The organism is Enterocloster lavalensis (assembly GCF_046603895.1).
Lineage (GTDB): Bacteria > Bacillota > Clostridia > Lachnospirales > Lachnospiraceae > Enterocloster > Enterocloster lavalensis.
The window spans coordinates 1,148,547-1,169,364 of record NZ_CP176637.1 but is presented as its reverse complement, the minus strand read 5'-3'; the positions used below and the strand labels follow the sequence as shown (position 1 = coordinate 1,169,364).

Genomic DNA, 20,818 nt, shown 5'->3' with positions numbered 1-20,818 from the left:
TTTGTGCAGCTTTTACTTCACTTGATTCCCGTTGCAGTGATCCTTGTGATCCTGTTTATGAGGAAGCACATGCTGTTTGCCGGTCTCTGCGGCGCTGTGACAGCTATGATTATCGGGGGTATCGCGCCTGTGGAGGCGGGAAATATGGTAATGGAGGGCATCGGCACCATGTTCAGCTATACGGCGCCGATCCTGTACGCGGCCGCGGCCGTGATGGTGTCCAAGGGCGGCAGTATCCAGGCCATCGTGGACATCGCCCAGCATGCGCTGAAAAAGAAAATCGCCCTGTTTGCGGGCTTTCTGGTGCTGATCCAGGCATTTGCCACCTACATGGCCGGTATGGGAGCCGGAAATACCATGGTAATCGCTCCGTTAGTCGCGGCGGCGGTGGGAGCGGTGCCGGAGGTTATCGCCGGTATGGCCATCGCCACGGCGGTGGGATTTACCACCTCCCCGGCTTCCACGGAAACGGTTCTGGCGGCAGAGGCCGCGGGCCGGGACGTGGTGGAGCACGCCTCCAGCATGATGCCGGTCACCATCCTGTTCTTCCTGCTGGGAGCGGCCCTGGCCGTTTACGGCGTGTACAAGCGGGGAACCATGATTGTGAGGCGGGAGGAGGATGCAGAGCAGCAGGATCAGCTCACCACGGGGCAGCTGTGGGTGCGCGCCGTGCCGGCCATCACGCTGCTGGTTCTGGTGGTATTCGGCTCCAAGTTAAACAATCTGATCGGGATTCATCTGTTTGTTCCGGCCATCAACGTGATTATCACGGCCGTGCTGACCGCCTGCCTGACGCCGCTTAAGATCAACAAGACCTGCGACGCTCTGGGCGAGGGATCCCGCTATATTTTGACCACTCTGTTTTCCGTGGGATTTTTCCTGGCATTCATCAACATTATCGCCAAGCTTGGGACCTTTGAGGAGCTGGCGGCCCTGGTGGGAAATGCACCCCAGGCGGTGATCGTGCCCTGCGCCATGATCATGGGTTTTTTGATCGCGATTCCGTCGGGCGCGTTCTGCGCCGGCGTGCTGACGCTGATTCTGCCAACCCTTTCCCTGTTGGGGATGCCGTCGGAGGCCATGGGCTTTGTGGCCATCGCCACCGGCTTCGGCACCCAGGTCAGCCCGGTTCAGATCAATATCGCCGCGCTTTCCGAGGGATTTAAACAGGACATTATGATAACGGTCAAGAACAACATCAAATTTGTGGTGGGAGCTCTGATCCTGCTGATCGTGCTTTCGTTCTTCTTTGTGTGATCGGGTGTTACTGACGGCGGCAGCCCGTCTTAGGGACGGGCTGCTTCCATTCAATACAGATGGGTGTGAAAAGGAGTGAGGGTGACGAAATGAGTGGAGAGACGAAGCGAGCGGATATTCTCTATAACATCGACGACAGGCCGCCTGTGGGAAAGAGCGTGATATTTGCGTTTCAGCATATTCTGGCCATGTTCGCCGGAAATGTGACGGTTCCCCTGCTGGTGATCAACATTGTGGGGTTAAACAGCGAGGAGGGAACGTTTCTGATCCAGTGCGCCCTGCTGGTGGCCGGCGTGGCCACCCTGCTGCAGGTGAGGGGCATAAAGGCGGTGGGATCCCGTCTGCCCATCGTCATGGGGACCAGCAATGCGTTTTTGTCCACCGTGGTGGCCATCACCTCCCAGTACGGCATCGGGGCCTGCCTGGGGGCAAGTTTTATCGGCGGTCTTTTTGAGGCAGTGCTGGGAAATTTTATCGGCCGTCTGAAAAAGATCTTTAATCCGCTGGTGTCCGGCATCGTGGTCATGACCATCGGAATCACGCTGATTCCCACCGGCATGAAGCAGGCCGCAGGCAGCAAGACCGCCGCCGGTCTGGGCGCTCCGGTGAACCTGCTGCTCTCCGGGCTGGTGATTCTGGTGATCGTCCTGTGCAGCCGCAGCAGGAACAAGACTCTTAAATCCGCCTCGATTCTGGTGGGAATCGTGGTGGGGTACGTGGTGGCCGCTGTGGCGGGCCTGGTGGATTTTTCCGCCATCGGTCAGGCGGCTGCGTTCTCGGTGCCGATGCCGTTTCGCTACCGCTGGGAATTCCACTGGTCCGCCATTGTGGCTATGCTGTTTATGTATGTGGCAACCACTGTGGAGACGGTGGGCGATATGACCGCCCTGACCGTGGTGGCGCAGAACCGGCAGCCCACCCCTGAGGAGAGCCGGGGCGGTATTCTGGCCGACGGCCTGGGCAGCGCTCTGGCGGCGGTGTTCAATGCGTTTCCCAACACCTCCTACACCCAGAATATCGGCGTAGTCAACTTGACCGGTGTGTTCAGCCGCAGCATTGTGAACATCGGAGCGGTGATTCTGGTGGCCATGTCCCTGTTCCCCAAGCTCTCGGCCGTGATCCTGTGCGTGCCGGAGCCGGTGCTGGGCGGGGCGACGTTAATCACGTTTATGATGGTCTTTATCTCCGGCGTGTCCTTAATCACCAGCGTGGATTTGAGCAGCCGCAATATGCTGATCATGGCGGTTTCCCTGGGAATCGGAGTGGGCTTCAGCCTGGTGCCGGACGTAACCAAAGTGTTCGGGGAATCGGTGTCGGTGTGCCTGAATAACGGGATTGTGCCTGCCTCACTGATCGCCATCGCCCTGGACTGGTTTTTACCAAAGGACGGGAGTGAGGCTGCCGGGAAGGAAGAGACACGGGAGGCGCAGTGATCCGCCGGGATGCGGCCCATAGGGCCTCGCTCCGGGTGTGCGATCCGCATTTCCGGGCGTTTGCGGAAAATCCCCGGGGGCGGGTGCACAGCGTCTATGAGAGTGTGTTTAATCTGTGGGACGGATCGGATTTGTACGCGGTGGTGGCGGGCGCTGGATACGCCGCGCCGTACACCGGAGCTGTGGATGAAAATGGTTTTACGGGGAAGCTGGTCCGCGTGGGAGATTCGGTGGAGGGCCGGTTTCCGGTGATCCGCATCGGGAGCGGGCTGGTGCTGGACTGCCGCCGGGTCCGGGTGAGCGGCGAACGGCAGTGGACGCAGCGGGAGTGGGAAACGGACGGGGGAGGAAGGCTCCCGGCGGAAAGTGCGCAGGAATGCGCGCAAAATCTTGCCTCCGGAATCGCCCGCTACCGGCTGTATTTGAAAAATCAGGATATCCGAAAGGGCTGCGCCTATTTTTTCCGCCGCGATTGTTCCGGGGAGATTTTGCCCAATCCGGGGATTCTGCAGGAGGAGATGAACCGGCGTCTTTGGGCGCTTCTTAGGTCGGCCGGTGAGCCGGAACGGTTCGCAGCCGCCGGGCGGAGGCTGGTGGGAGCCGGGATGGGACTGACGCCCGCGGGCGATGATTTCCTGTGCGGTATGCTGGCGGCGCTGAACTGCTGTGAGCGGACCATTTCGCTGCGGGCCGCTCTGGCAGGAGGGCTGAACCGTCCGGAAGTTCTTGCGGCCACCACCGCGGTGAGCCGGCAAATGTTGAAGGCATATTTAAACGGGGAAAATTCCCTGTTGAATCGCCGCCTGGCCACCTGCTTTTTGAACGGGGGGCGGGAGATGGAAGAGATTATGAAACTGGTGGAAGGGATCGGGCATTCCTCCGGCATTGATTTTTCGGCCGGTTTGGCCGCCGGGTTTTGCCTGGTCCTGAACAGAATTGAAACGATAACTGGGGTAACGGCATGTACAAGAAAACAATAATCAAGCCCAATACATACTATGATTCCGTGACGCTTATGTCCCTTGGCAGCAAGATAAAAGCGGTTGAAGGTGTAAAAGAGGCTGTGGTGGTGATGGCCACCGGTATGAATAAAGAAATTTTGATGAATGTGGGCCTGGGAAACGAGGAGACGGAAGGGGCGACTCAGAACGACCTGATTATCGCCGTGGAGGCCCGGGACGAGGAGACCTGCGTGGAGGCCCACCGGATGATCCTGGACAAGCTGACCAAGGGAAGCGGCCAGGCCGGGCAGGAGGCGGAGGTGGAGTATAAGACGATCCGCCATGCGGTGAAGGACAACCGGGCGGCCAATGTGGCGGTGATCTCGGTGCCGGGCCGGTATGCGGCAAGGGAGGCTAAAATCGCCCTGAACAGCGGTCTGCATGTGATGATGTTCAGTGACAATGTCTCCATTGAGGAGGAGCGGGAGTTAAAGGAGCTGGCGGTTTCCAAGGGACTTCTGATGATGGGGCCGGACTGCGGCACCGCGGTGATCAACCACACCGGACTTTGCTTTGCCAACGAGGTACGGCGGGGAAATATCGGCGTGGTGGGCGCTTCAGGCACCGGGCTTCAGGAGGTGATCGTGCAGATCGACCGGCTGGGCGGCGGCATCACCCAGGCGCTGGGCACAGGCGGCCGGGATTTGAGCCGCGAGATCGGCGGATTGATGATGCTCCACGGCATCCGCGCCTTGGCAAAAGAGCCGGACACAGAGATCATTGTGCTGGTCTCCAAGCCGCCGGAGCAGTCGGTGGCGGACAAGATATTCGAGCTGCTTGACACGCTGGAAAAGCCGGTGGTGGTCTGCTTCCTGGAGGGGGACACCGCCAGGAAATGCCGGGAGGGCGTTTATCTGTGCGATAATCTGCTGGACGCGGCCAGGACGGCGGTAGAATTGGCCGGAGTGGCTCAGGACGCGGGCCGGGAGGAAGCCAGGGCCGCTCGGTTAAAGGAGGAGATCGCGGGGGCCAGGGGCCTGCTGCTGCCGGGGCAGAAAAGCGTGCGGGGCTTGTTCTGCGGCGGCACGCTGTGTGCGGAAGCGCTCTTTGTGCTGCGGGGACGCCTGGGCAGGATTCGGAGCAATGTGTCCCACCGGGACGGGGAGAAGATCGACGGAAAGGAAACCTGCCGCGGCAGCGTGCTGCTGGATTTGGGCGACGATGAATTTACCAACGGCCGTCCCCATCCCATGATCGAGCCTTCGCTGCGCAACGACAAGATCGCAGAGCAGGGGGATGACCCTGAGGTGGGTGTGATTTTGCTGGATTTCGAGCTGGGATACGGCTCCCACGGGGACCCGGCCGGCGAGACGGTTCCGGCGATCCGGGAGGCGAGAGCGAGAGCGCGCGCCCAGGGGAGAGAGCTGGCGGTGGTCGGCTATATCTGCGGGACGGCGGCGGATAAGCAGGATTTTGCTGGGCAGAGGGCGGCTCTGCTGGCGGAAGGCGTTATTTTGGCGGAGAGCAACGTGGAAGCGGCTCAGACAGCCGCGGACATTCTGCTGTGACGGAGGAGGTGAGTCTTATGAATCGGACCAATGAATTATTTAAGGAACAGTTAACGATTTTAAATGTGGGAGCGCCCAATTTCCGCGAGGATTTAAAGCTGCAGGGGCAGCAGGTGACGCAGATCAAATGGCAGCCGCCAATGGACGGGGATCAGGAGCTGCTGGAGCTTTTGGACCGCTATTCCTTCGACGATGGGGTGGCTGAGGCGAACCGGAAGGCCGTGGACATCGTGATGAGCGCCAGCCCGGTATTGACCGGCATTGAACCGGCTTACAAGGTGGTGCCGGGAATGACAAAGGACACCATTCTGCACTCGGGTCCGCCCATTACCTGGGACCGCATGTGCGGAACCATGCAGGGGGCGGTGATCGGGGCCCTACTCTACGAGGGAAGAGCAGCCGACGAGGGGGAGGCGAGGCAGCTGGCCGCTTCCGGCAGGATCACATTTTCCCCCTGTCATGAGCACAGTGCGGTGGGCCCCATGGCGGGCATCATCTCGCCTTCCATGCCGGTGCACATTGTGGAGAACCGGACAAACGGCAACCGGGCGTACTGCTCGGTGAACGAAGGGCTGGGGAAGGTGCTGCGGTTCGGCGCGTTCAGCGATTCCGTTCTGGAGCGCCTGAGGTGGATTGAGAAAGAGTTTGCCCCGGTGCTGAACAAGGCCATCGGGATGGCCGGAGGGGTGGATTTGAAGCTGATCACGGCCCAGGCGGTGCAGATGGGGGACGAGTGCCACAACCGGAACAAGGCGGCCACCAGCTTATTTTTCAAGGAGATTACGCCCTTTATGATGCAGAGCGGTTATCCTATGCCTCAGGTGTTAAGGGCCATCGATTTTATCCGCTCAAACGACCACTATTTCCTGAATCTGTCCATGCCCGCCTGCAAGTCCGCTCTGGATGCGGCCTGCGGCGTGGAGCGCTCCACGGTGGTCACCGCGATGGCGCGCAACGGCGTGGAATTCGGGATCAAGGTCAGCGGCCTGGGAAAGGACCGCTGGTTCACCGCACCGGCCAACTTTGTGGAGGGACTGCTGTTTCCAGGGTACGGCCCGGACGACGCAAACCCGGATTTGGGGGACAGCGCCATCACCGAGACCATGGGGATCGGCGGTTTCGCCATGGGAGCTTCCCCGGCGATCACCCAGTTTGTGGGAGGGACGGTTTCAGACGCCATCAACTATACCCGCAGTATGTATTCCATCACAACTGCGGAGAACAACAATTATTCGCTGCCTCCGCTGGATTTTAAGGGGACGGCTACGGGCATCGATATTCTGAAGGTGCTGGAGACGGGAATTATCCCGGTGATTAACACGGGCATCGCCCACAAGGTTCCGGGCATCGGCCAGATCGGCGCGGGGATCGTGCATCCGCCCAGAGCGTGCTTCGTGAAGGCGCTGGAAGCATTTGGCCAATGCTATGGAGATGGAAACAAGGGGGAGTAGATGCGTGAATAAGAGGATTGTGATCGCCCTGGGGGGAAATGCGCTGGGACTCAGCTTTCAGGATCAGATGACGGCGGCGGGCCGGGCGGCGAAGATCATTGCCGGTCTGGTGCGGGACGGCTACGAGGTGGTGGTGTCCCACGGAAATGGCCCACAGGTGGGAATGATCGACCGGGCCATGGGCATGCTGGCCGCCCAGGAGCCGGATCTGGCGCAGGCGCCGCTTTCCGTGTGTGTGGCAATGACGCAGGGATATATCGGCTACGATTTGCAGAATTTTCTGCGCGAGGAGCTGCTTCGGATGGGGATCGACAAGCCGGTGACGTCCCTGGTGACGCAGGTGGTGGTGGACCGGTCAGATGAGGCCTTCGCCAACCCCACAAAACCCATCGGGCGTTTTATGGACCGGGATGAGGCGGCAGAGTGGGAGCGCCGGGGCTGCCGGGTGATTGAGGACTCGGGCCGGGGCTACCGCCGGGTGGTGCCGTCGCCAAAGCCGGTGGATATTGTGGAGATTGAGACAATCCGCAGCCTGCTGGATGGCGGTCAGGTGGTGGTGGCCTGCGGCGGCGGGGGAATCCCGGTGGTGCGGGAAGGCTGCCGTCTGCGGGGCGTGAGCGCGGTGATCGACAAGGATTTTGCCAGCGCCAGGCTGGCCCAGATGATCGGGGCGGATTACCTGGTGATCCTGACTGCGGTGGAACGGGTGGCCGTAAACTACGCTAAACCGGACCAGCGGTGGCTGTCGCGGATTTCCGTGGAGGAGGCCCGGGCGTACATCGCCCAGGGGCAGTTCGCGCCGGGCTCCATGCTGCCAAAGGTGGAGGCTGCGGTGGAGTTCGCGTCATCGCTGCCCGGGAGACGGGCGCTGATCACGCTGTTGGAAAAGGCGGGAGAGGGTCTTAAGGGAGAGACTGGGACGGTGATTTGCGCCTGAGGTTTTGAGGGGGAGGATGGGGGGATGGAGAAAATGAAAGCGTGCGGCTTTCCGTTTTTTGGGAAAGCGGCGCGCTTTTTTTGAGGGGTGGGCGGGCTGGTTGTGTGTGGTGTGTCTGGGGGGACAGATGGCGGGAATGAATTGTTGGATAGGCCTGCCGGGCCGGGAGGCTGGGCAGGCGGGAGAACGGACCGATGTATGTCTGCGTTCGGGTACAGGCAGTTGGGCCGGAGGCTATTTGGATTTTTGGGAGAAGTTTGGTTTCTGGGAAAGAATGTGATCCAGGAACGCGTTGCAGCCCTCCAGCACGTCGTCGTAGGCGGTGTCGAAATCTCCGGTATACCACGGGTCCGCCACATCCCTTGGGTGGTCTGTGAAATCCAGCAGGCGGGATACCTTGCCGTCGGGATCGCCGCCCAGGATGCGCAGCATGTCGGTGATGTTGTAGCGGTCCATGCCGATCAGGTAGTCGTATTTGCCATAGTCCTGCTTTTCCAGGCGCACGGCACATTTCCCGGCGGTGGAGATACCCAGCGCCTGTAACTTGGCGCGCGTCCCGCGGTGTACGGGATTGCCGATCTCCTCCCGGCTGGTGGCAGCGGAGGCGATGTGGAATGAGTCTGAGAGACCGCGGGTTTGGACGAGATGGCGGAGGAGGTACTCGGCTAGGGGGGAGCGACAAATGTTGCCGTGGCAGACGAAAAGTATTTTAATGCTATTCTGAAATTGTTTGGTCATACGCGAAATCTCCGTTACTTTTTGATAGCTAAAGTCTACTATAAATTTGTCCAATAAACAAGAGCTGGTTTCCATTTGTATCCTTTACAGGCAGTTAAGCCTTTCGTATAATGTGTATAGGCGGTTCCTACTGCTGGGTGACTTCCATCTCCGAAAGGGGGTGGTATGACATGAGTACATATGAGACACTTTCTTTGATGATTGCGTTTGGAGTACTTGTTGTTATGATTATAGGTACAAAAAAATAGTCACCCGCCTACCAAGCCGTGACTATTTTTAATTAAGTTATTAACTTGGAAGCCACTCACTGGAGTGAACTGCCTTTTTTGTACCTTTATTATAAAACAGTTTCAGCTTGTCTGTCAATCATGATTTTTCAGTGTTTCTTTCACATTTTTCCTTTCATACAGATTCAATCCTATTGAAATGCCCTGGAGCATATTGCCGTGGCAGACGAAAAGGATGTTAATGTTATTCTGAACTTGTTTGGTCATATACTCTATCTCCGTTATGCTTTAATAGCTAAAGTCTACTATAAGTTCATATTTTGAACAAGTATTTCTTTTTGATTCTTCTATTTACAGCCTGTGAGCTGTTTTGTATAATTATAGCAGGCAGTTCCTACTGCTGGGTGACTTCCATCTCCGAAAGGGGGTGGTATAACATGAGTACATATGAGACACTTTCTTTGATGATTGCGTTTGGAGTACTTGTTGTTATGATTATAGGTACAAAAAAATAGTCACCCGCCTCCCAAAGCTGTGGTGACTATTTTTTAGTTGTTATTCTTTGGAAGCCACTCACTGGAGTGAACTGCCTTTTTGTACCTTAATTATAAGCCCAATTCAGTTCTTCTGTCAATCACGATTTTTCAGTCGCGCTCCTGCATTTTCCCGTTCACATTCCTCAACTTTTTTAATCCCTCTTGAAACAAACGGTTTCGTTTCTCCGTCAACCCGCTGTCTTCTTCCAGCCATACATGAAAGATAATATCTCTGTCTCTGCTCAACATTTCAATAAATTCCCTCGGGGTATAAATTGCATTTGGATCCAGCTTTAACTGATCAATTAGCCTTGAATCTAATGCCTGATTGTATGTATCCTTACAGTGATAGCCTCTGATGTGATCCAAAGGGTCGCTGCAACGGGAATCTTTGAATCGGTTACACGGTTTGCAAATATCATCCCCCAAAATGGTATACTGCAATTCCGTATCCAGGTTTTCAATTATACAATTTGCAACTTTATAGAAGTCATGCTGGTATGATTCATCCGGCACAAAATGTTCAACGCCCACTCCATAAAGTTTCATAATATCGATTAGATGATGGGGTTTAATGACAATCATAAGCGTCTCCAATAAATTACAAGTTTCACTGATCGGACTTAACTCCACAAATGATTGTTATAATAAGTCCTACAATCCCGATCATGAATGAGAGTATATCCATTTCCATTCCAGCACTACACTGCTGCAATAGAATCGCAAATAAGAGAATCGCAATACCTATCAAGCTTTTTTTCATGTTCACATCTCCTTTCATCCCAACAGCTTCCGCACCATTTCCCCGTCAAACCTCACCTCGCGCACGCCGTCCACCTCGATCTGGTAAAGCGCATTGGCGGCCAGATGCTCCGCGGCCTGCTCCAGGTCCCGGATGCCGGTGGTGTCCGCGTATTTCCCGATCACCGCGTCCAGGGCTTCATCGGTGATAATACATTCATTTTCATGCAGACTCATGCGTTTTAATACCTTGGGCAGGGAGTAGCGCGAGAAGATGATTTTCTTTTCCTCCGCCGTGTAGTCCGGGATATCGATCACCGCGAAGCGGGACATAAGCGGCGCGCTGATCTGGTCCTTGTCATTGGCCGTGGCGATGGGGTAAACGCCCACGGTGGGAACCATACATTCGATGTAATTGTCCGTAAAGCCCAGGTTGTCCAGCAGGGTCAGCAGCACGTCCGCTGGATTGCCGTTTCCCTTTCCGGCGGCGGCTTTGTCCAGCTCGTTGATAATAAACACCAGGTTGGACTCGCCCGCCATGGAGAAGGCCTCCATGATAATGCCGGGTTTTGCGTTGGCGTAAATGCGGGAGCTGCCGGTCAGCTGTTCCGGGTCGTTGATGGAGCTCATGTCCAAAGTGGTCCACGGCAGCTTCAGGATGCGGGCCACCGCGTAGGCGATCTGGGACTTTCCGGTTCCGGCGGGGCCCACCAGCAGCAGGCCGTAGGCGGGCAGCGTGTGGGTGCGGTTGATCTGGATGATGGTTTCGATGATCCGCTGTTTTACACGCTCCATTCCATAAAGCTCCTCGTCCAGAATCCGGCGCGCCTCCCGGGGATCGATGGCTTCGAAATAATTACTTTTCCACTGGATGTTCATCATAATGGACAGGGCGCGCTGGGCGTGACGCCGTTCCTCGGGGGAGACCTCGTGGGAGCGGGCCACCGCCAGGTTTCTGCGGGCCCAGAGGCGGATATTGTCTGGCAGGGTGCGGCCCGCGCAGGTCATGAAGTCCGTGATGCTCTGCAGGCTGGTGAGCTTCATATCGTCGGCGTCCTCCATCTGGTCCTCGTCCTCCTGCTCATCCGTGGGCGCGCTGCTGGCAAACAGCCGGTCGATCATAAACTGAAGAAAACCGTCCTCAGCCGAGAGCTTGGTCCCGCCCCCGAAGGCGATTTCCCGGATCCGGTAGACCGCATAACCGTTTTCACGGTTCTCGCCGGACAGGCGCACATTGATGTGGTTTTCGCCCAGCCACCGGAGCAGGCTGACGAAGCGGGCATCGATCTGTAAAATATCGGCGCTGGCCGTGCCGTCCTCATCCTTGAACTCAAAGGCGGTGCGCTTGATGGGATTGGTAAAAAGACCACAGGAATGGTGCTTCCAGGCCCGCTTCCGGTTGTCCAGCACCAGAATCGGCTGGTCGGGGGAGGCGGTGGCGTGGCTGGACTGGTATGTAGTGTAGGTACACTCGGACGGCGCGTTGACCTCCGATGTGTCGTTGAAATCAAATACTGGCATGACGGATACTCCTTTGTGGATTTTAGTAGACATGAATAACTACGTTTCCTTGTTATACTTTGTCATCAGCCGCCAGGCTGATGATAAGCACTACGTTTCCTTATTATACCAAGACAACGGCTCTGTGACTAGCCGCTGCAGCAATTATTTTGCATTTTTATTCACTTTTAATTCACAACCCAATCCCATTGCCCTTCCCGCCCTGCCGGTGTTATACTAGACAGATCAGAAACCTTTATCATTTCCCAAAAGGAGTTAAAGCCATGCGAACAATCTACACAAACGGAGCCGTGTACACTGGAGAGCTGCCGCTCTGCCAGTCGTTTGTCCAGGAGGATGGCCGCTTTCTCTATGCCGGCGGCACGGAGGAAGCCATGACCTATCGGACGGCCGAAACGCGGGTCGTGGACCTGGATAAGCGGTTTGTCTGCCCGGGATTCAACGATTCCCATATGCATCTGGTCAATTTCGGATATTCCCTCCAGGCGGCGGACCTGGGGCGCCACACCTCGTCGCTGGCAGAGGTTCAGGAGGAGCTGCGCCGTTTCCACCGGGCCAACCCGGACCTGGCCGGGGGATGGCTGCGGGGCCGGGGCTGGAACCAGGACTATTTTACCGATGTGAAACGCTTTCCCAACCGCTACGACCTGGACCAGGTGTCAAGGGACGTGCCCATCTGCATTGCCCGGGCCTGCGGCCACGCCTGTGTGGTGAATTCCCGGGCGCTGGAGATCACAGGCGTCACGGGCAGTACGCCGCAGCCGGAGGGCGGCCGCTTCGAGGTGGACGAAAACGGGCAGCCTCTGGGGATTTTCCGGGAAAATGCCATGGACCTGGTGTATAACTTCATCCCGGCTCCGGACCGCGGCGGGATCAAGGAAATGATACTTGCGGCCTGCGCGACTCTGAACCGCTATGGGGTGACCTCCAGCCAGTCCGACGATTTCCTTGCGTTCCCCAACGTGCCCTGGGAGGAGACGCTTGAGGCGTACCGGGAGCTGGAGCAGGAAGGGAAATTAACGGTGCGCGTGAACGAACAGTCCCAGTTCCCCAGCCTGAAGGAGCTGAAACGCTTTATCGGGGCCGGATACAACACCGGATGGGGCGACAGCTGGTTTCGCATTGGCCCGCTGAAAATGCTGGGGGACGGTTCCCTGGGCTCCCGTACCGCCTACCTCTCCCGGCCCTACGCGGACGATCCGGGCACCCGGGGCATTCCCATCTACACCCGGGACCAGTTCCGGGAAATGATCGGTTACGCTCACGAGCATAATATGCAGGCCGCGATCCACGCCATCGGCGACGGAATCCTGGACGACGTGCTGGCGGTGTACCGGGAAGTGCTGGAGCGCTGCCCGCGCGGGGATCACCGCCACGGCGTGGTGCACTGCCAGATCACCAGACCGGACCAGCTGGAGGCGTTTCGGGAGCTGGGGCTGCACGCCTACGTCCAGTCCATTTTCCTGGACTATGACATCCACATCGTGAGACAGCGGGTGGGGGAGGAGCTGGCAAAGAGCAGCTACAATTTTAAAACATTGATGGACTACGGCGTCCGCGTGTCCAACGGCTCCGACTGCCCGGTGGAGCAGCCGGACGTGATGGCGGGAATCCAGTGCGCCGTGACCAGGAAAACCCTGCGGGACCACCTTGGTCCCTACCTGCCGGACCAGGCCATGACCGTGCAGGAGGCGCTTGACTCCTTCACCGGCGCCGGGGCGTACGCCTCCTTTGAGGAGGAACACAAGGGCCGGATCTGCCCCGGGATGCTGGCCGATTTTGTGATTCTGGAAAAAAATCCCTTTGAGACGCCGGTGGAGGAGATCGCAGGAATCGCCGTGTTGGCCGCGTTCGTGGACGGAAAATGCGTGTACCGGCGGGAGAATCGGGAGAATCGGAGCTGACGCCCACCCTTGCATTTAAAATTTCCATGGGATATAATAGAGTCGAACACAGATACGGGCGCGGCCACTGCGCGCCCAAGACTGCGCAAACAAACCAGACGAGGATAAGCATACATGCAGACACTGAACCAAGACATCAAGGACCGCTCCTTTAAGTCCGCCTACCTGCTGTTCGGGGACGAGGCATTTCTCAAAAAGAGCTACAAGAACCGGCTGAAGGAGGCCATCACCGGCGGGGACACCATGAACTACAACTATTACGAGGGCAAGGGGATCAACGTTCCGGAGATTCTGGGGATGGCGGACACCATGCCGTTTTTCGCGGAGAAACGGCTGATTCTGGTGGAGGACAGCGGGTTTTTCAAGGGAGGCGGGGAGGCGGAGAGCCTGGCGGAATATCTGCCCAATGTGCCGGACACCACCTGTCTGCTGTTTGTGGAGACCGAGGTGGACAAGCGCAGCAAGCTCTACAAGGCGGTGAAGAAGCACGGTTATGCGGCGGAGATGGTGCGCCAGGAGCTGGCCCAGCTGGCCCGTTGGGCCGCGGGAGTGCTGGCCCGGGAGGGAAAGAAGATCACCGGCCGCACCATGGATTTGTTTCTCAGCAAGACCGGGGACGACATGGAGAACATTCTCTCGGAGCTGGACAAGCTGATCAGCTACACCCTGGGGCGGGACGTGATCACGGACGCCGACGTGGAGGCGGTCTGCGTCACCCAGGTGACCAATAAAATTTTTGACATGATTACGGCCATTTCCAGCCGTCAGACGCGAAAGGCCATGGACCTGTACGAGGACCTTCTGACTCTGAAGGAGCCGCCCATGCGGATTCTTTTTCTCATCGCCCGGCAGTTCAACCAGATTCTCCAGGTGAAGGAGCTGATGGGCAAAGGCATGGACAAGAGCACCATCGCGTCCAAATTGAAGCTGGCCCCCTTTGTGGCGGGCAAGATCATGCTGCAGGCCAAGAGTTTTACAAAGGAGCAGATTTTTTCCTATGTGAACCTGTGCGTGGACGCGGAGGAAGCGGTGAAGACCGGAAAGCTGGCCGACCGGCTGGCGGTGGAGCTTCTGATTGCGAATCATTATTGAGAACAGAAAGGGAAAGGCGATGGATATGATGGACACCATAGAACTAAAGACAATCAAAGAGCAGGCCCAAAAGGTGGTGGAAGAGCTTTTGGAGGCGGCGAAGATGCGGGAAGGGCAGATTCTGGTGGTGGGCTGCTCCTCCAGCGAGATCGACAGCTTCCGCATCGGCTCCCACTCCAGCGGGGAGATCGGTCAGGCGGTGTTCGAGGCCATTTACGGGGAGTTAAAGACCAGGGGGATCTACCTGGCGGCCCAGTGCTGCGAACATCTGAACCGGGCGCTGATTCTGGAGGAGGAGGCCGCCCGGCGTTACGGCTATGAGCCGGTGAACGTGGTTCCCCAGCTGAAGGCGGGCGGTTCCTTTGCCACCGCGGCTTACGCCGGGTTCAATCACCCGGTGGCGGTGGAGCACATCCGGGCCCACGCGGGCATCGACATCGGCGACACGCTGATCGGCATGCACCTGCGGGACGTGGTGGTGCCGGTGCGCATCGCAACAAAGGAGATCGGTTCCGCCCACGTGGTCTGCGCCAGGACGCGGTTAAAATTCATCGGCGGGGTGCGCGCCCACTATGATGAGGAGCTGATGTAACACCAATCAAACGTAAGCCGAAATTCCGGCAGGGATTTTCAAAGGCATTCAGGGGCCTTTGAAGGTCCCTGTTTTTTGTTGAACGCAATGGGCCGCCGGCGCAGCCTGCGGTCGGTTGTTCGTTTTTTACCTTCACGATTTTTTAATCCCCCGGAAACGAACAAATCGGGCCAAAGCGTTGACGGGACCCGGGCGGACGGCTAGAATGTGCCTATAAACATTGAGACGGGCCCGTGAAGTTTATAAGAGGAGAAGTGAAGGATTATTTCCTGAGGAGGTTTACTATGATAAACACAGTCATTATAGCGGATGATCTGACCGGAGCCAATGACACCGGAGCCATACTGGCGCAGAACGGCTTCAAGGTGGGGACCATCCTGAAAACGGATCATATGGAGCAGTTTGAGGATTACGACGTGCTGTGCATTAGCACCAACAGCAGAGGGATCAGTGGGACGGAGGCATACGCCAGGGTGCAGGAGGCGGCCGCGCTGTTTCCCAGAAGCGAATCTATTCTGTACAGCAAGCGGGTGGACTCTACGCTGCGGGGAAATGTGGGAGCGGAGATCGACAGCATCCTGGACTATCTGGGAGAGGATTACCGGGCAGTTGTGGTGGCCTCCTTTCCCGGATCGGGGCGCACCTGCATCGGGGACATTCTGCTGGTAAACGAGGTTCCCCTGCAGATGACGGAGGTGGCCAAGGACCCGACGGCGCCGGTACATACGTCGAGAGTGACGGAGATCATCCGGCAGCAGTCCAGACACAGCGTGGGTTACATCGGTCTGGAAAAGGTGCTGGAGAGCTCCGGGAAGCTGTTGGAGCAGCTGTTGGAGACCGCGAAGCAGAACCGAATCATCGTGATGGATGCCCGCACCGTGCGGGACATTGAGGCCATTGCCGCCTGCTGCGCGGCCAGCGGGCTTAAGATTGCGGCCATTGACCCCGGTTCCTTCACGGCGGCCCTGGCCGGCAACCTGTTTAAGCACAAGAAAGAGGCGATCCAGAAAAAACTGCTGTGCGGCCTTGGAAGCGCCAGCGACCTGACCAGGCAGCAGCTTCAGTACCTGAAGAAAATCGCCAACCCTCTGGTGGTGCGGATGAACGCCGGGGAATTCTTCCGGCCGGACAGGCGCGCCCGGGAGATGGAGCGGGTGAAGGAAGCGGTTCTGCGCTCGGAGGAGCCCCACGGTATCCTGGTGATCACCACAACGGAATCTAAGGAGGACGTGCTGGACCTGTCCAGAGTGGACGGGGCGGAGCACTGCTCCAAGAAGGAGTGCGCCGGTGTGATCACGGACACCATCGCCCAGGTTCTCTACGACCTGGTGCAGGAAATGGACGGCCGGGTGGGCGGTGTCTACGCCTCGGGAGGCGACGTGGCGGCGGCTTTCTGTGAAAAACTGGGAATCTCCGGCTTCAATGTGAAGGGAGAGGTGATTCCGTTGGCGATCTATTCCAACACCATCGGGGGCGCCCATGAGGGACTGCCCATGATCACCAAGGGCGGACTGGTGGGCAGGGAGGACACCCTGCTGCAGTGCATGGAGTATTTTGAGACCGTAATCTGATTTTATCTGAAAAATGAAGGGGAGTGTGACATATGGATGAAGGTTTGAGAATGGCCCTGGGTCTGGCGCTGGGGCTGGTAATATTGGTGCTGATGATTACAAAGACGAAAATTCACGTGTTTCTGGCGGTGATCATCTGCTCTATTTTGATCGGATTGTTCGGCGGCATGGGTCAGGAGGATGTGATCGCATCCATCACCAAGGGGTTCGGCAATTCCCTCAGCAGCATCGGCATCATCATCGGTTTCGGCGTGATGCTGGGAAAACTGCTGGAGATGTCGGGGGCCACCCGGGTGATGGCCAACACGTTTATTAAAATATTTGGAAAAAACAGGGAGGAAGAAGCGCTGGCCATCTCCGGGTTTGTGACCTCGCTCTCCATCTTCTGCACCTCGGGTTTTATTATTCTGGCGCCGCTTATGAAGGCGCTGTCCAAAAAGACGAAAAAATCCGTGGTAGCTCTGGGAATCGCCCTGGCGGGCGGCCTGGTGGCCAGCCATTCGCTGGTTCCGCCTGCGGCCGGTCCCATCGGAGTGGCGGGAATCCTGAATGTGAACATTGGGCAGTTTATGCTCTACGGCACCGTGCTCTCCGTTCCCATTATTCTGGTCAGCCTGATTTACGGAAAATACCTGGGCAGGAAAATCTGCCAGATACCGGACGGGGAGGGCTGGACCAGGGAATATGAGCCAGGGCAGGCGCAGGCTGAGCCCGAGGCGGCGGCAGCGGACAGCGACGCCCTTTCGATCTCGCCGTTGATGGCGTTTTCGCCCATATTATTTCCCATTCTGTTCATCCTGTTAAAGACCGGGTTAAAGTCGGTCGGTGTGGAAAACGGCGTGGTTTCCCTGCTGGGGCAGCCCATCGTGGCCCTGGCCCTGGGGCTTCTGATCGCGATTTACGGTCTGATGCGCCAGTTTGGCAAGAGCGACACCTTAAATGCGATGGAAGAGGGACTGAAGGCCAGCGGCAAGCTCATGCTCCTGGTGGGCGGCGGCGGAGCCCTGGGAATGATCATCCAGAACAGCGGACTGGGGGAGTACATCGCCTCCAACATCATCAAAACCAGCATCCCGCCCCTGCTGCTCCCGTTCCTGATTGCAGCGCTTTTGAGGGTGGCCCAGGGGTCCGGGTCCGTGGCGATGATGACGGCCGCCTCCGTGGTGGCGCCCATGATCGGAACGCTGAACTTAAATCCGGTGTTCGCGGCGCTGGCCGCCTGCATCGGCGCAATCCCATTTTCCCATTTCAACGATTCCTATTTCTGGGTGATCAATGAGTCCATCGGAATCAGCGACACCAGGGAGCAGATGCGGGTGTGGAGCGTGACCACCACGCTGTCGGGATTCGCGGCGCTGGCGATGCTGCTTGTGATGAACCATTTTCTGGGATAACTGAACATCAAACGGATATTAAAAAATGGAGGAAAAAAGATGAAACCGATTATATTGATTCCCATGGGAGACCCGGCCGGGATCGGGCCGGAGATTGTGGCCAAGGCGCTGGCGCGGGAGGAAACCGTTCAGCGCGCCAGGTGTGTGGTGGTGGGAGACAGACGGGTGATGGAGCAGGCGGCAGATATCGTGAACCTTCCCCTGACCATCCATACCATAGACGAGCCGGAGCAGGGCCGGTTTGAGCAGGGCGTGATCAACCTGATCGATCTGGCCAACGTGGATTTTGGGCAGTTCAAGCGGGGGGAGATCAGCGCAATGTGCGGCCAGGCCGCCTACGAATACATCGCTACGAGCATTTCCCTGGCAAATGCCGGGAAGGCCGCCGCGGTGTCCACCACGCCCATCAACAAGGAGTCCCTGCGGGCCGCCGGGGTGCCCTACATCGGACACACGGAGATTTTCGGGGCGTTAACCGGCACGCCGGACCCGCTGACCATGTTTGAGGTGAGAAATATGAGGGTGTTTTTCCTTACCAGGCACGTGTCTCTGCGGAAGGCCTGCGACATGATCACCAAGGAGCGGGTCATCGACTACGTGAAGCGCTGCACCCAGGCCTTAAAACAGCTGGGAGTGGAGGACGGCACCATGGCCATCGCGGGGCTGAACCCCCACAGCGGGGAGCACGGGCTGTTTGGGGACGAGGAGATGGAGGCCATCTATCCGGCGGTGGAAGAGCTGCAGGCCCAGGGTTACAAGGTGGCCGGACCGGTGGGAGCGGACTCCGTGTTCCACATGGCGCTGCAGGGAAAATTTAACAGCGTTCTGTCTTTGTACCACGATCAGGGCCACATCGCCACCAAGACGCTGGACTTTGAGCGGACCATCGCCGTGACGGCGGGGATGCCCATCCTGCGGACCTCCGTGGACCACGGAACCGCCATGGATATCGCCGGGACCGGGATCGCCAGCGATGTGAGCATGGTGGAGGCCATCCGCCTTGCGGCAAAATACTCCCCCGCATTTATGGGATAGGAAATCGAAATTATAAAATATGGAACTTTTTGGAAAATGCCGGGCGCAGCGATTGCGTCCGGCATTCTGTCCGTGGTATTGACAGGAAGATGGGGAACGTGTAACATTGGCTTAAAATGGGAATCGGAAGAGAGAGGCGGGGATGAACATGACGGCGGCAGAAGAGCGGCAGAACCGGATTGTGGAGCTGGTCAGCGAGAAGGGAAATATCCAGGTGGACCGGCTGGCGCAGATATTGGACGTGAGCCAGATGACCATTCGCAGGGATCTGGACAAGCTGGACCGGGAGGGGATTATCGAGCGGCGTCACGGCGTGGCGGTGATCAAGCACGAGACCACCTACACGGAAAAGATGGTGACCATGATGGAGGAGAAACGGCTGCTGGCGGAGGCCTGCGCAGCGATGGTCAAGCCGGGGGATACGGTGTTTCTGGACTCAGGGACCACGATCTATGAGATTGCCAGGCGGATCATGGACATTCCCGATCTCACCGTGATCACCGACGACATTGAGACCGGATTTCTGCTGTACCGCAGCGGCGTGGAGCTGATGATCTGCGGGGGGACGGTTCAGAAGGAGACCGGAAGTATTTTCGGAACCTTTTCCAATCAGATGATGTCCTATATCCATGTGGGGATCGCGTTTATGGGCGCAATGTCCATTGACTCCAATTTCAACGTGCTCACCCCGACGCTGGACAAGGCCTCGCTCAAGCGGATGGTTACCAAAAACGCCAATAAGAGTTATCTGGTGGTGGACCACTCCAAGTTCAACCGCCAGGCCCTGATGAAGATCAACAGCCTTCAGGACTATACCGGAGTCGTCACAACGAAGGTGTTTGACGATCGGGAGCGAAAACGGATTGAGGAGCTGAAAATCCAGGTGGTGACAGTGGGCGGCGGAGGCAAACAGGAGATTTAAATCCGCCTGCCCGTAGGGCTTGCAGAGGGCGGATGGGGAAATGGCGGCGTTTTGGCTCATGACAGCGGCGAATTTGTGCGTTTTTTTGGAGCGATAGTGGAAGGACTTTGCGAAAAACCGCCTGTGTTCAGATACATTAACTATATTTTGCTTGTGAAAGCTTAAAAAGTTGTAACAATTTTATAACACGCTTTATTTCGTGAATCTATTGACAATATCTGGTATCTATGGGTATAATAGCCTTGTGAATTTGGTCATCTGACAAAATTTCGGATCAACATCATTTCGCCTTGTACAGCCAAACTGAAGGAGGCACAATTATTGGATCAAGTTTTATGCAAAGAAGAGCCTACAAAAGAGGTGATTTTGGAGGCTGCGCTGGATGTGATCGAGGACCGGGCAATCAGCGGAACGCGGCTGCGCCTGATCGCCGAGCGGGCGAATCTCTTCCAATCCAACATCCATTACTATTTCCGGTCAAAACGGGAACTTCTGCTGGCCGTTCAGAAAAAAGTGCTGAACCGCTGCATTGAGATCAGAAGCGCCCTGGAGCAGGAAGCGGAGGACACATTGGACGCCCAGTTGAATGTGTTTATCCGGCAGAAAGTAGAATTTATACGCAATCTGAGGAAATACGACTACGCGGAGATCGATTTCTGGGTCCAGGCCCGCAGCGACGAGGACATCCGGCGGGAGTTCAAGCGGTCCTTTCAGAACTGGCGCAGCGACATTAAGGATATTCTGCGTCCGCACGCCCCGGGGGCCAAGGAAAAAGAGCTGGATCTGTGCGCGGCCATGTTTGTGTCCCTGTTGGAGGGCGCGACCCTTCAGTACCTGATCGATTCGGAGGCTTTTGACCTGGACAACTATTTCGACGCGGCCAGGGACGCCGTCAAGGCCAGACTGGCGCTTATCTGCAACCCAAGTATTTAAAGCGTAACGCTCTAAATAAATAACC

The 20,818-nt window shown here is 57.3% G+C and carries 20 protein-coding genes; 16 read left to right on the top strand and 4 right to left on the bottom strand.

Going from position 1 to position 20,818, the window contains the following annotated elements; translation table 11 throughout:
* Positions 1-3: 3 nt before the first annotated feature.
* The 6 genes from ACK2JC_RS05180 (at position 4) to arcC (ending at position 7,587) form a co-directional block, all read left to right on the top strand.
* Complete coding sequence (locus tag ACK2JC_RS05180) at positions 4-1,257, top strand: hypothetical protein (protein WP_320936908.1); 1,254 nt, start codon at positions 4-6, stop codon at positions 1,255-1,257.
* Positions 1,258-1,346: 89 nt separating this feature from the next.
* Entirely contained in the window at positions 1,347-2,690 is a 1,344-nt protein-coding gene (locus tag ACK2JC_RS05175; RefSeq protein WP_233460674.1) for a uracil-xanthine permease family protein, read from the top strand.
* Entirely contained in the window at positions 2,687-3,670 is a 984-nt protein-coding gene (locus ACK2JC_RS05170) for a DUF2877 domain-containing protein (RefSeq protein WP_320936907.1), read from the top strand. Before ACK2JC_RS05175 ends, ACK2JC_RS05170 begins: the two co-directional genes overlap by 4 nt.
* Positions 3,652-5,199, top strand: coding sequence for an acyl-CoA synthetase FdrA (gene fdrA / locus ACK2JC_RS05165; protein ID WP_320936906.1), 1,548 nt, complete (start codon positions 3,652-3,654; stop codon positions 5,197-5,199). The genes ACK2JC_RS05170 and fdrA overlap by 19 nt, the downstream gene beginning before the upstream one ends.
* Positions 5,200-5,216: 17 nt before the next feature.
* Complete coding sequence (locus ACK2JC_RS05160) at positions 5,217-6,650, top strand: DUF1116 domain-containing protein (protein WP_320936905.1); 1,434 nt, start codon at positions 5,217-5,219, stop codon at positions 6,648-6,650.
* Entirely contained in the window at positions 6,625-7,587 is a 963-nt protein-coding gene (arcC, locus tag ACK2JC_RS05155; RefSeq protein ID WP_334309315.1) for a carbamate kinase, read from the top strand. Before ACK2JC_RS05160 ends, arcC begins: the two co-directional genes overlap by 26 nt.
* Before the next feature lie 234 nt (positions 7,588-7,821).
* Here the strand turns inward: arcC and ACK2JC_RS05150 are convergent, their stop codons facing one another.
* Positions 7,822-8,325, bottom strand: a complete 504-nt coding sequence (locus ACK2JC_RS05150; protein ID WP_320936904.1) for a low molecular weight protein-tyrosine-phosphatase — start codon at positions 8,323-8,325, stop codon at positions 7,822-7,824.
* Positions 8,326-8,435: 110 nt separating this feature from the next.
* On the opposite strand from ACK2JC_RS05150, the gene ACK2JC_RS05145 reads away from it, so the two are divergent.
* Positions 8,436-8,573: a putative holin-like toxin gene (locus ACK2JC_RS05145; protein ID WP_368282647.1), complete on the top strand. Its 138-nt coding sequence runs from the start codon at positions 8,436-8,438 to the stop codon at positions 8,571-8,573.
* A 416-nt stretch (positions 8,574-8,989) separates the two neighbouring features.
* Positions 8,990-9,067 (top strand): putative holin-like toxin, encoded by a 78-nt coding sequence (locus ACK2JC_RS05140; RefSeq protein ID WP_227030990.1) that lies wholly within the window; start codon positions 8,990-8,992, stop codon positions 9,065-9,067.
* Between the two features lie 129 nt (positions 9,068-9,196).
* Here the strand turns inward: ACK2JC_RS05140 and ACK2JC_RS05135 are convergent, their stop codons facing one another.
* Genes ACK2JC_RS05135 through ACK2JC_RS05125 form a run of 3 tightly spaced genes read right to left on the bottom strand, consistent with a single transcriptional unit; the run spans position 9,197 to position 11,350 of the window.
* A complete protein-coding gene (locus tag ACK2JC_RS05135; protein ID WP_320936903.1) occupies positions 9,197-9,673 on the bottom strand; it encodes a hypothetical protein in 477 nt (158 codons plus the stop codon).
* 25 nt (positions 9,674-9,698) lie between these two features.
* Positions 9,699-9,851: a hypothetical protein gene (locus tag ACK2JC_RS05130; protein ID WP_166434374.1), complete on the bottom strand. Its 153-nt coding sequence runs from the start codon at positions 9,849-9,851 to the stop codon at positions 9,699-9,701.
* A 14-nt stretch (positions 9,852-9,865) separates the two neighbouring features.
* A complete protein-coding gene (locus tag ACK2JC_RS05125; protein ID WP_118754959.1) occupies positions 9,866-11,350 on the bottom strand; it encodes an AAA family ATPase in 1,485 nt (494 codons plus the stop codon).
* A 263-nt stretch (positions 11,351-11,613) separates the two neighbouring features.
* Here ACK2JC_RS05125 and ACK2JC_RS05120 point away from each other — a divergent pair, with 263 nt between their 5' ends.
* The 8 genes from ACK2JC_RS05120 to ACK2JC_RS05085 all read left to right on the top strand — a co-directional run bounded on the left by ACK2JC_RS05120 (position 11,614) and on the right by ACK2JC_RS05085 (position 20,793).
* Positions 11,614-13,254: an amidohydrolase gene (locus ACK2JC_RS05120; RefSeq protein WP_320936902.1), complete on the top strand. Its 1,641-nt coding sequence runs from the start codon at positions 11,614-11,616 to the stop codon at positions 13,252-13,254.
* A 114-nt stretch (positions 13,255-13,368) separates the two neighbouring features.
* Complete coding sequence (holA, locus tag ACK2JC_RS05115; protein WP_320936901.1) at positions 13,369-14,346, top strand: DNA polymerase III subunit delta; 978 nt, start codon at positions 13,369-13,371, stop codon at positions 14,344-14,346.
* 19 nt (positions 14,347-14,365) lie between these two features.
* A complete protein-coding gene (locus tag ACK2JC_RS05110) occupies positions 14,366-14,938 on the top strand; it encodes a TIGR01440 family protein (protein ID WP_320936911.1) in 573 nt (190 codons plus the stop codon).
* A gap of 284 nt (positions 14,939-15,222) precedes the next feature.
* Positions 15,223-16,509, top strand: coding sequence for a four-carbon acid sugar kinase family protein (locus ACK2JC_RS05105; protein WP_320936900.1), 1,287 nt, complete (start codon positions 15,223-15,225; stop codon positions 16,507-16,509).
* Between the two features lie 32 nt (positions 16,510-16,541).
* Complete coding sequence (locus ACK2JC_RS05100) at positions 16,542-17,903, top strand: GntP family permease (RefSeq protein ID WP_368271701.1); 1,362 nt, start codon at positions 16,542-16,544, stop codon at positions 17,901-17,903.
* A gap of 39 nt (positions 17,904-17,942) precedes the next feature.
* Positions 17,943-18,938, top strand: coding sequence for a 4-hydroxythreonine-4-phosphate dehydrogenase PdxA (gene pdxA / locus ACK2JC_RS05095; protein WP_276855340.1), 996 nt, complete (start codon positions 17,943-17,945; stop codon positions 18,936-18,938).
* 148 nt (positions 18,939-19,086) lie between these two features.
* Complete coding sequence (locus tag ACK2JC_RS05090; protein ID WP_320936898.1) at positions 19,087-19,860, top strand: DeoR/GlpR family DNA-binding transcription regulator; 774 nt, start codon at positions 19,087-19,089, stop codon at positions 19,858-19,860.
* A gap of 321 nt (positions 19,861-20,181) precedes the next feature.
* Complete coding sequence (locus tag ACK2JC_RS05085) at positions 20,182-20,793, top strand: TetR/AcrR family transcriptional regulator (RefSeq protein WP_320936897.1); 612 nt, start codon at positions 20,182-20,184, stop codon at positions 20,791-20,793.
* Positions 20,794-20,818: the final 25 nt, after the last annotated feature.

Bases quoted from the DNA above. Each gene is read 5' to 3' on its own strand.
- ACK2JC_RS05175 (WP_233460674.1), top strand. From the start codon at position 1,347: ATGAGTGGAGAGACGAAGCGAGCGGATATTCTCTATAACATCGACGAC.
- fdrA (WP_320936906.1), top strand. From the start codon at position 3,652: ATGTACAAGAAAACAATAATCAAGCCCAATACATACTATGATTCCGTG.
- ACK2JC_RS05160 (WP_320936905.1), top strand. From the start codon at position 5,217: ATGAATCGGACCAATGAATTATTTAAGGAACAGTTAACGATTTTAAAT.
- arcC (WP_334309315.1), top strand. From the start codon at position 6,625: ATGGAGATGGAAACAAGGGGGAGTAGATGCGTGAATAAGAGGATTGTG.
- ACK2JC_RS05150 (WP_320936904.1), bottom strand. From the start codon at position 8,325: ATGACCAAACAATTTCAGAATAGCATTAAAATACTTTTCGTCTGCCAC.
- ACK2JC_RS05145 (WP_368282647.1), top strand. From the start codon at position 8,436: ATGTGTATAGGCGGTTCCTACTGCTGGGTGACTTCCATCTCCGAAAGG.
- ACK2JC_RS05140 (WP_227030990.1), top strand. From the start codon at position 8,990: ATGAGTACATATGAGACACTTTCTTTGATGATTGCGTTTGGAGTACTT.
- ACK2JC_RS05135 (WP_320936903.1), bottom strand. From the start codon at position 9,673: ATGATTGTCATTAAACCCCATCATCTAATCGATATTATGAAACTTTAT.
- ACK2JC_RS05130 (WP_166434374.1), bottom strand. From the start codon at position 9,851: ATGAAAAAAAGCTTGATAGGTATTGCGATTCTCTTATTTGCGATTCTA.
- ACK2JC_RS05125 (WP_118754959.1), bottom strand. From the start codon at position 11,350: ATGCCAGTATTTGATTTCAACGACACATCGGAGGTCAACGCGCCGTCC.
- ACK2JC_RS05120 (WP_320936902.1), top strand. From the start codon at position 11,614: ATGCGAACAATCTACACAAACGGAGCCGTGTACACTGGAGAGCTGCCG.
- holA (WP_320936901.1), top strand. From the start codon at position 13,369: ATGCAGACACTGAACCAAGACATCAAGGACCGCTCCTTTAAGTCCGCC.
- ACK2JC_RS05110 (WP_320936911.1), top strand. From the start codon at position 14,366: ATGGATATGATGGACACCATAGAACTAAAGACAATCAAAGAGCAGGCC.
- ACK2JC_RS05105 (WP_320936900.1), top strand. From the start codon at position 15,223: ATGATAAACACAGTCATTATAGCGGATGATCTGACCGGAGCCAATGAC.
- ACK2JC_RS05100 (WP_368271701.1), top strand. From the start codon at position 16,542: ATGGATGAAGGTTTGAGAATGGCCCTGGGTCTGGCGCTGGGGCTGGTA.
- pdxA (WP_276855340.1), top strand. From the start codon at position 17,943: ATGAAACCGATTATATTGATTCCCATGGGAGACCCGGCCGGGATCGGG.
- ACK2JC_RS05090 (WP_320936898.1), top strand. From the start codon at position 19,087: ATGACGGCGGCAGAAGAGCGGCAGAACCGGATTGTGGAGCTGGTCAGC.